The 8,973-nt window shown below is 67.0% G+C and carries 9 protein-coding genes; 2 read left to right on the forward strand and 7 right to left on the reverse strand.

All coding sequences use genetic code 11. The features are described from left to right. Together ACNPM4_RS07530 and ACNPM4_RS07535 are read left to right on the forward strand one after the other, a co-directional pair. Positions 1–642, forward strand: a 642-nt coding sequence (locus tag ACNPM4_RS07530) for a glycerophosphodiester phosphodiesterase family protein (RefSeq protein WP_448985274.1), incomplete at its 5' end; no start/stop codon positions are given. Between the two features lie 132 nt (positions 643–774). After that, complete coding sequence (locus ACNPM4_RS07535; RefSeq protein ID WP_029263398.1) at positions 775–1,158, forward strand: RNA polymerase-binding protein RbpA; 384 nt, start codon at positions 775–777, stop codon at positions 1,156–1,158. On the opposite strand, the gene lnt is transcribed toward ACNPM4_RS07535, so the two are convergent. From lnt to ACNPM4_RS07570, 7 genes are all read right to left on the reverse strand, one after another. Continuing rightward, positions 1,133–2,689: an apolipoprotein N-acyltransferase gene (gene lnt, locus ACNPM4_RS07540; RefSeq protein WP_448985275.1), complete on the reverse strand. Its 1,557-nt coding sequence runs from the start codon at positions 2,687–2,689 to the stop codon at positions 1,133–1,135. The genes ACNPM4_RS07535 and lnt overlap by 26 nt on opposite strands. Before the next feature lie 2 nt (positions 2,690–2,691). Then, positions 2,692–5,166: a DEAD/DEAH box helicase gene (locus ACNPM4_RS07545; RefSeq protein WP_448985276.1), complete on the reverse strand. Its 2,475-nt coding sequence runs from the start codon at positions 5,164–5,166 to the stop codon at positions 2,692–2,694. Continuing rightward, complete coding sequence (gene tatC / locus ACNPM4_RS07550) at positions 5,163–5,921, reverse strand: twin-arginine translocase subunit TatC (RefSeq protein ID WP_448985278.1); 759 nt, start codon at positions 5,919–5,921, stop codon at positions 5,163–5,165. Before tatC ends, ACNPM4_RS07545 begins: the two co-directional genes overlap by 4 nt. 56 nt (positions 5,922–5,977) lie before the next feature. Continuing rightward, positions 5,978–6,214 (reverse strand): twin-arginine translocase TatA/TatE family subunit, encoded by a 237-nt coding sequence (gene tatA / locus ACNPM4_RS07555; protein ID WP_105709923.1) that lies wholly within the window; start codon positions 6,212–6,214, stop codon positions 5,978–5,980. 44 nt (positions 6,215–6,258) lie between these two features. Then, positions 6,259–7,242 (reverse strand): helix-turn-helix transcriptional regulator, encoded by a 984-nt coding sequence (locus ACNPM4_RS07560; RefSeq protein WP_105709922.1) that lies wholly within the window; start codon positions 7,240–7,242, stop codon positions 6,259–6,261. Continuing rightward, entirely contained in the window at positions 7,239–8,231 is a 993-nt protein-coding gene (locus tag ACNPM4_RS07565; protein ID WP_262000928.1) for a helix-turn-helix transcriptional regulator, read from the reverse strand. Before ACNPM4_RS07565 ends, ACNPM4_RS07560 begins: the two co-directional genes overlap by 4 nt. Beyond that, the coding region (locus ACNPM4_RS07570; RefSeq protein WP_448985277.1) for an FKBP-type peptidyl-prolyl cis-trans isomerase at positions 8,231–8,973 on the reverse strand (743 nt) is incomplete at its 5' end. The genes ACNPM4_RS07565 and ACNPM4_RS07570, both read right to left, overlap by 1 nt.

Below are 8,973 nucleotides of genomic sequence, written 5' to 3' on the forward strand. Positions count from 1 at the left end.
GCCGGCGCCGAGTATGTCGAGACCGACTGCCAGGTCACGGCGGATGGCGATGTGGTGCTGTTCCACGACTCGACACTCGAGAGGCTCGTCGGTGACACGCGAGCAGTGCGGGACGTGCGCACGCGGGAGCTACGCGAGATCCTCTCCGCCCACGGCGGACTGCTCACGGTGGCGGAGGCGCTCGACTCGTTTCCCGATGTGCGCTTCAACATCGATGTGAAGACACCCGCCGCGGTCGAACCGCTCGGACCGATTCTGGTCGAACACACCCACCGCGTGCTCGTCACGAGTTTCTCAGACGCGAGCCGCCGCGCCGCCGTCTCCTCCGTCTTGCAGGCCGGCGCCTCGCTTCGGCCCGCGACATCGGGCGGAAGCCGCACGATCGCGGGGCTTCGCGCGCTGTCCGCGCTCCGCCTCTCCTCCGCACGCGTGCTCCAGGGAATCGACGCGCTCCAGATCCCCGAGCGACACGGAGCGCTCACCGTGCTCACCCCTGCCCTCGTCCGCGCCGCCCACCGACGCGGTGTCGAGATACATGTGTGGACGGTCAACGATCCCGCCGATATGCGCCGTCTCGTTGCCGCCGGAGTCGATGGAATCGTCTCGGATCGGTCTGACGTCGCCCTTCGGACTCTGTCCTGAACCGACGACTCCCGACGCGCCCCATAACCTCCGGCGCTGAGATTCAGCTGTGAATCGCGCCGAGATGCCGCCCGCGTGGATGAAGCGCACAGGCTGGAGCGTTATACCTGACAGCGACGAGAGGACCACAAAATGGCAGATCGCAGCCTGCGCGGCATCCGACTCGGCGCCCAGAGCCTACAGAGCGAAGAGGGCGTCGTTTTCATGGAGCGCCGTGAGACCACCTACACCTGTGACACCTGCGGCCACGTCACGAACCTGATGTTCGCGGCCGACGCCGAACCGCCCCAGACCTGGGAATGCCGCGCCTGCGGTGCCGAAGCACGCCTGAACGTCGACGGCCAGGCCGTGACGCTCGAAGCGAGCGATGAGAAGGCCGCTCGCACCCACTGGGACATGCTCATGGAGCGCCGTACCCGTGCGGAGCTCGAAGAGTTGCTGGAAGAGCGACTCGCCTTCATCCGCGCCCGCCGCGGCGCCGGAGAAGACCCTACCCGCGAGAAGATCGGGGCGTAGCGCCCCGGGCGCGCCACCACCCGAGGAGAAGCGCGCCCAGACCGCCCCACAGCAGGAACTGCTGAATCCAGGGGCCCAGGACAACCCCCGCCGTGAGGCCGGAACGAAGCTCGACATCTTCGAGCAGCGCTCCGGCCTCTCCTGCATCCAGGCCGGCCATGGTCGATCCATCGGATCTGATGACCTGACTGGTACCGACGGTCGACACGTTCACGACACTGCGACCTGTCTCGATGGCGCGCATCCGGGCGAAGGACAGCTGCTGCAGATTCTCGTCGGTGCCTCGGAAGTCGGCATTGTTGGTCTGGAAGACCAACACCTCGGCGCCGTCGTTCAGCCCTTCCCGGATCACGTCGTCGTAGATGACGTCGAAGCAGATGGCGAGCCCGATCGCGACGCCGTCGACCTCGACGATCGGCGGGTTCGACCCCGGCGTGTACTCCCGCTGGATGAGGCCGATCAAGTCGGGGGCCAGGGCGTTGAAGAACGCTCGGTCGGGCACGTATTCGCCGAAGGGAACGGGGTGTCGTTTGTCGTGCGTCTGCGTGGCCGTGCCGTCGGCGGTCCACAGCATCGAGGTGTTGAAGTAGAGATCGTCCCGCGCGGTCGCCGCATTCGCGAGCAGCGGCGCATCGATCCGGTTCGATACGAGAGTCATCCTCCGGGCGATCGCCGCGTTCTCGAAGGGGTCGGCGTCCAGAGAACCCTCCGGCCACACGACGAGATCGACATCCTCCCCGTAGAGCGGTACCGTCGCGTCGGTCTGCGCCTGGATCACCGAGAACGGCTCGCGTTCGTCGAAATACCCGGTCGGTCCGTTGCCCTGAACCGCGGCGATCCTCATCGACCCCGACGACATGGTTGGGAACAGCGGAGTGAAGAGCAGGACCACGACCAGCACCGCCGGTACCAGCAAGACGAGCGGACGACGCCACCCGCGCGTGCGGACGAGCTCGATCAGCATCGCGACCAGCAGCACCATCAGGAAACTGAGACCGCTCACCCCGAGCCATGAGGAGATTGGCGCGAGGGGGCTCTCGGCCTGGCTCATCCCGATCCGCGCCCAGGGGAAGCCGCCGTACGGCCAGGAGCCGACGAAGAGCTCACGCCCGACCCACAGGGCCGCGACGACCATCGGAAGCCCCAGGACACGCCCTGCAGCGCCGGGGAACGCACGGGGCAGCCATCTGTAGGCGAGTGCGATGGGCACGAGCGCGATGGCGGTGAGACCGCCTTCCACGACGCTGAGCGCCGCCCACGGAATCGGCCCGAGGTAGCGAGACGTCCAGGAGACCAGTAGAGCGAAGAAGAGGATGCCGTAGACCAGACCGACCAGAAGTGCGCCGCCGAACCGTCTGCCGATCAGCGCCACGAGCACAAGAGCTGTGGCGGGGAATGCGAGAGCCCATACTGCGGCGCCCGGATAGGCGAGGTTCATCAGCAGTGCCCCGAGCGCGGCTGTGGGCACCGCTGCCCACAGGGGCAGCAGCGCGCGCTCGGGCGCAGCGGCGTTCGCGGACGTCGTCGCCATCATCACATCGACGAATAGGCGACGATGCCGCGGCGCACACCGTCGAGGGCACTGCGTGCGGTGCGAGCGACAGCCGCATCCTCGGCCACGATGGACAGCTGATCGAGGAGGTCGATCGTCTGCTTCGCCCAGCGCACGAAGTCTCCCGCGGCCATGTCGGCGTCGATCAGCACCCGGTCGAGCATGCCGCCGCGAGCCCAGGCATGCATCGCGCCGGCGAGCCCGGCGGCGAGCGGTTCGCTGCCCGGCAGGCGATGATCCTGTTCGAGGTCGTCGAGTTCGGCCCAGAGCGTCGTCGTCTTCTCCCAGGCCGTGCGGAATGTTCCACGCGGGAGACCCCGCTCCCCCGAGTTCGCCTCGTCACGGCGCGGTTCGTACACGAGGCAGCACGCCATCGCCGCGAGTGAGGGGGCATCGAGGCCCGCCCAGAGTCCCTGGCGCAGCGACTCTGCGACGAGGAGATCTCGCTCACCGTAGATCCGGCGCATCGTGCGCCCGGCTTCCGTCAACGTGGTCTCGCCATCGACTTCCGTGAGGTAGTCCAGAGTCTCGAGTACCTCGACGACCCGATCGAACACGCGCGCCACCGTCCCGGTCCGGGTCTCGATCTGACGCCGGATCCGATCGGTCTGGCGCTTGAGCTTCCAGTAGCGTTCCGCCCAGCGCGCGTGTGCTTCCCGATCCGGGCAGCGATGGCAGGGGTGGCGCTGCATCTGCGTGCGCAGCGTCTGGATGCGTTTCATCCGTTTGTCGCGCGACGCCCGTGGCGCCTGGGAATCCTGACGATTCTTCTTCTCGAGATCGCTGAGCTCCCGGCGAATGGCGGCGTACTCAGGGAAGTCGCCGTGCTCGCAGGCCATCGAGCTCTGGTATCCCGCCAGCGACGCTTCAGCTTCTCGCACCTGGCGCGCCAGTCCGACGACGGCGCGATCCGCCTGGAACTGCGCGAACGACGACTCGAGGATCTCACGAGCCCTGGCCTTGCCGAACATGTCGATCAGGTTCACGGCCATGTTGTAGGTGGGGCGGAAACTCGAGTTCAACGGGTACGTGCGGCGCGACGCCAGCGCGGCGACGGCCTGTGGGTCCATGCCTTCGGTCCACTGCACGACCGCATGACCTTCGACGTCGATCCCCCGCCTTCCGGCGCGACCGGTGAGCTGGGTGTACTCCCCCGAGGTGATCGCGACCCGGGCCTCGCCGTTGAACTTCTCCATCTTCTCGAGCACGACGGTGCGGGCGGGCATGTTGATGCCGAGCGCCAGAGTCTCCGTCGCGAAGACGACCTTCACGAGTTTGCGTCGGTACAGCTCCTCGACGACTTCCTTGAACGCCGACAGCAGACCCGCGTGGTGCGAGGCGACGCCGCGCTCGAGGTTGTCCAGCCACTCCCAGTAGCCGAGCACGTCGAGGTCTTCGTCCTGGAGAGTCCGGGTGCGGTCCTCAACGAGCGCACGGATCTCCGCGCGTTCCTCGGCGGACGTCAGCCGAACCCCGGCGCGCCGCACCTGCTGCACTGCGGCGTCGCACCCCACGCGACTGAAGATGAAGAAGATGGCGGGGAGGAGGTTCGCTCGCTCCAGGAGGTGCACGACTTCCGGACGATCCATCCGCTCGATCCGGCGGGCGTTGGCGGCGCGCACGGGCCGCCGTCCACCCCGCGGCGGACGCCTCGCCTGTCGCCCGGCATGGCGGTCACTGCGGTATGACTGCACCTGCCGGTTGTTGTCGTAGTTCGACCCGGTCGACGAGCGGATGCGCATCAGCTCCTGGTTCACCTGCGCGGTCGCGATGCCCGCACGATCGTCGAAGAGCGGAAGCAGGTCATCGCGGACGAGGACGTGCTGCTCCAGCGGCACGGGCCTGATCTCGGAAACGATGACGTCGGTGTCGCCGCGCACCGTGTCGAGCCAGTCGCCGAACTCCTCCGCGTTGGAGACCGTGGCGCTCAGTGACACCAATCGCACCCGCTGAGGCAGGTGGATGATGACCTCTTCCCACACCGCGCCGCGGAAACGATCTGCGAGGTAGTGGACTTCGTCCATGATCACGTAGCGCAGGTCGCGGAGCGCGGCGGAGTCGGCGTAGATCATGTTGCGGAGGACCTCGGTGGTCATCACCACGATCCGCGCGTTGCCGTTGATGTTGGTGTCACCGGTGAGCAGACCGACCTGATCCGCTCCGTACACCTCGACCAACTCACGGAACTTCTGGTTCGAGAGCGCCTTCATCGGCGTGGTGTAGAACGCCTTGTCGCTCGGGGTCCGCATCGCGAGATGGATCGCGAACTCGCCGACGATCGTCTTGCCAGCCCCCGTCGGTGCGGCCACCAGCACACTGCGGCCGTTCTCCAGAGCATGGCATCCCGCGACCTGGAACGGATCGAGCTCGAACTTCTGCAGTGCCGCGAACGCCGAGGTCTCCGGGTGCTCCGCTGCCTGCTGCGCCTGCGCGTACCTATCGGACGGCGAACTCATACCGCGTCCGGCAACAGCCCGGTCGCTTCGTCGCGCTTGCGCTTGCGCCTGTCGAACAGCAAAGAGAGCCCCGCGGCGGCGAAGAAGAGGACGATCAGGATCCCCGCGAGCATCAGCATGCTGACCACGTCGGCGGCCGGGGTCGCGAGCGCGGCGAACACCGTCGCGATGATGATGGCGATGCGCCAGCCCTTGAGGATCGCCCGGCCCGACATGACCCCGGCGAGGTTCAGCGCGACGAGGAACACCGGCAGGACGAACGAGACGCCGATGACGATCATCAGCTTGAAGACGAAGTCGTAGTACTCCTGCGCGTAGTAGAAGTTGGTCGCACCGTCGGGCGTGAAACTCCACATGAGTTCGATCACGTGCGGCATGATCATCACGCCCAGGTAGCACCCCGCGAAGAACAGCGGGACGGCAGCGACCACGAAGCCGACTGTGTAGTTGATCTCCTTGCGGGTCAGGCCGGGCATGATGAAAGCCCACACCTGCCACAGCCAGACCGGCGCCGAGATGAAGAGGCCGATCGAGAAGGCGATCCGCATGCGCATGTCGAACGCGGCAGTCACCGTGCCGAAGTTGAGCGCGCTGAAGTCATCACCGCGTTTCTCGGTGATGATGCGGATGGGCTCCGTGATGAAGTGGATGACCGGGTCGGCGACGATGAACGCCACGACCATGCCCACGACCAGAGCGAGCGCCGCGTACATCAGACGCTTGCGCAATTCGACGAGATGCGCGCCCAGCGACATCCGCCGATCCCGATCCGCCTTCGGCATCACGGTCGGTTCGATGGCTGCCACGGCCGTCAGGCGCGAGGCGGAGTCTCAGGGTCTGCGCCCGAGTCCTTGACCGACGTGGGGTCGGCGATGGTCGAGTCGGCGCGAGGCGCGTCCTCTTCCTTCATCGCCTTCATCTCACCCTTGAAGACGCGGGCGGACTGGCCCATGCTCTTCGCCAGCGCCGGCAGCTTGGCGGCACCGAACAGAAGGAGGATGACGGCGAGCACGATCAGAAGGTGCCAGCCTTGCATTCCAGCGAACATGTAAGGATTCCCGTCGTCGATGAGCGTTCGGTTCAGTCTACAGATCAATGCTCGGCATCGGGGCGGCGATACAGCGCGAGTCCCGACGCGGCCCAGTCCCGCGTGGCGGATCGGGCGATACCCGGCTCCAACACCTCCATCGCGCCGCCGAATCGCCCGGCGAGCCTCTTGACGCCGCGCGGATCGGCGAGGTGGAGCGTGGTGGTCACCGCCCCGTCGACCACGTCGGGTTGCCCGGTGGGAACGAAGCCGCTCAAAAGGGGGGCGAGGCGCTCCGGCACACGCACGGTGACCTCGCGCTCGTCGTCGAGACCGGCGAAAGCCTCGGGAACGTGTTCACCGCCGTGGGTGATCGGGATGTCGGTGAGGGTCGGTGCGCTGACGCGGTCGAGATGGAACGTCCTCATCGCCTGCCGCATATGGCACCACCCCTGCAGATACCACTGGCCGTTCGTGATGAGGATCTGCATCGGGTCGACCGTTCTGGTCGTCGGCGCGGCATCCGGAGCCTGATAGGTGAAGGCGATCGCGACGCCCTCGTGCAGCCCCCGAGCGACGGCTTCGCGCACCTCGTCGACGGCGCTCGGCGCGACGACCACCTCGGCGGGAGCATCCGCGGCACCGCGGGACAGCTTCGAGATGAGCCCGGCGACGAGCCCAGAGTCCGAGACGGCCGGAACCGCTGCGACCATCTGCAGTCCGGCGAGGAGCGCCGCCGCCTCACGGGCGGTGAAGCGCGGAACTCGACGCAGGGCCACGTCGTTGGTGATCTCGATGACGTCCTCGAGGTCGAGCAGATCCCAGTTGATGTCGAACATCTCCTGCGGCTGCTGCCAATAACCGGATTCCCCGGGGAGTCCGATCACCGTCAGCTTCTCGACCATGCCGCGCATCTCCTGCGGCGTCACGCCGAATTCCTCTGCGGCTTCGGTGAGAGACACCTGGCCGTGCTCGAGCAGGTACGGCACAAGAGTGAGGTAGAGGCGGACGCGGTCGGCTGCGAGCAACGGCTTGGACTTCGCGCTCATGACGCCTCCGCCTGATCGGTGTGCGATTCGACGACCGCTCGCAGCCGCTCGATGACCGCATCGCGCAACGCGACCGGTTCGACCACCCGCACCTCGGGTCCGTAGGAGGCGAGCTCATCGGCGAAGATGTGCAGGTCGACGAACGGGACGTGGATTCCCTGCGGCGCCGACGTCGCACGACGCCCGAGCCGCAGTGCTGCCTCGGTGCCGGGCGTCACCTCCAGCAGAGCCGAGTTCGCAGCCGCCACGCGCTCCAGGCCGGAGAGCGCCCGCTCCCCCGCTCCGTCACGGAGCGCGGAGTCGAAGGTCGTGGGGCTCACCTTGACGGCGCCCACGATGCGACTGAGCAGGAACGTCCTGTCCTCCTCGACGTCCACGTCGATGCCGAACACGTGCCACCGGGCCTCGTAGTCGACCAGTGCCAACGGACGGATCCGCCGCCGCCGAGGCGCATCCTCCCCGGGCTTCAGATAATCGAAGGCGACGACGCGGCACCGCTCGATCGCATCCTGGAGCGGCGCGAAGGCGGCGTCGCGGGCGGTGATGCGCGGCGCGAAGCCGATGATCGGCTCGTCCCCGTCGATGCCCAGGGCACGGATCTTGCGGACGCCCGATTGCGCGTCGCCAGAGACGGACTCCGCGCTCCAGACGCTCCCGGCCAGCTGCAAAACGGCCATTTCTGCGGCGGAGAACTCGATGTCACCGGGAAGGTCGTATTCCGCTTGCGGAATACGGTAGCGGGCTTCTCGGAGGTCGTTCGGATCAGCCGCGTCCCCGATCGTCTCGATCGGCACGCCGAGGGTGCGCAACTCGTCTTTGTCCCGCTCGAACATCTTCTCCAGCGCGTCGGAGCGCGTGCCCGCATCCGCTCGCTGCCGATATCCGGAGACGTTGTCGAGGATCTGCTGCTTGGTCAGCCCGATCTCCGTGGCCATCAGCGCCACGACGAGATTCGTCAGGCGCTCTTCCGCGGGGATCCGACTGGCCATCACTGCGTCGGCGCCGTGACTGCGCCCAGGATGTCGACGACGTACGCGACGGCAGGACCGGCGTCACCTGCCGGGGTCACGACGAGGATCTGCGAGCCCACGGTCTCGCCGATGAGCGCCTCTGCGACGGTCGGTGCCGAGGTCGAGAGATCACCGGTCGGTCCCTGGCCCCACGTGCTGTTGATGACCTTCTTGTCATCCCAGCCCACAGCCATCACGTTCAGGAGGGGGATCTGGCCCGCTTCGACCTCATCACCGTCGCCCTTGATGAGGGTCTGGACAACCTGCTCCGTGGGTGCGGCGCTGTCCGGAATGATGACGCCCGGCGTGCCATCAGGAGCGCGCACCACGGTCGGCATGCCCTTCGCGTCGTTGAATTGCAGGGAACCCTCGGCGCGGGAGAGGAACACATCGACCACGTCGATGACGAACACCGCGTTGTCGTCGGCCGCGAGACCGAACCCTTCGAGGTTGTTGGCACCGAAGTCTTCCGGGGTGAGTGCGGCGACGATCCGGGACCCTTCCGTCGCGCACTCGAACACCGACTCGAGCCCGGGTGACTGCGTCGCCCAGTAGTCGGCCGTGGAGACCTGCCCCTTGGACTCGTCGTACGAGGTCGAGTAGACCTGCTTGCCGGTCTCGCCGCTGAAGATCGAGAGCTCCACCACGAGAGCCTGCGCGTTGTCGAGGATCTTCCGGCCGTCGCCCACCGTCGTGTCGGCGAAAGCGGTCTCCTTGAGGT

The organism is Microbacterium umsixpiens, assembly GCF_053543675.1.

Bases quoted from the DNA above. Each gene is read 5' to 3' on its own strand.
- ACNPM4_RS07535 (WP_029263398.1), top strand. From the start codon at position 775: ATGGCAGATCGCAGCCTGCGCGGCATCCGACTCGGCGCCCAGAGCCTA.
- lnt (WP_448985275.1), bottom strand. From the start codon at position 2,689: ATGGCGACGACGTCCGCGAACGCCGCTGCGCCCGAGCGCGCGCTGCTG.
- ACNPM4_RS07545 (WP_448985276.1), bottom strand. From the start codon at position 5,166: ATGAGTTCGCCGTCCGATAGGTACGCGCAGGCGCAGCAGGCAGCGGAG.
- tatC (WP_448985278.1), bottom strand. From the start codon at position 5,921: ATGTCGCTGGGCGCGCATCTCGTCGAATTGCGCAAGCGTCTGATGTAC.
- tatA (WP_105709923.1), bottom strand. From the start codon at position 6,214: ATGTTCGCTGGAATGCAAGGCTGGCACCTTCTGATCGTGCTCGCCGTC.
- ACNPM4_RS07560 (WP_105709922.1), bottom strand. From the start codon at position 7,242: ATGAGCGCGAAGTCCAAGCCGTTGCTCGCAGCCGACCGCGTCCGCCTC.
- ACNPM4_RS07565 (WP_262000928.1), bottom strand. From the start codon at position 8,231: ATGGCCAGTCGGATCCCCGCGGAAGAGCGCCTGACGAATCTCGTCGTG.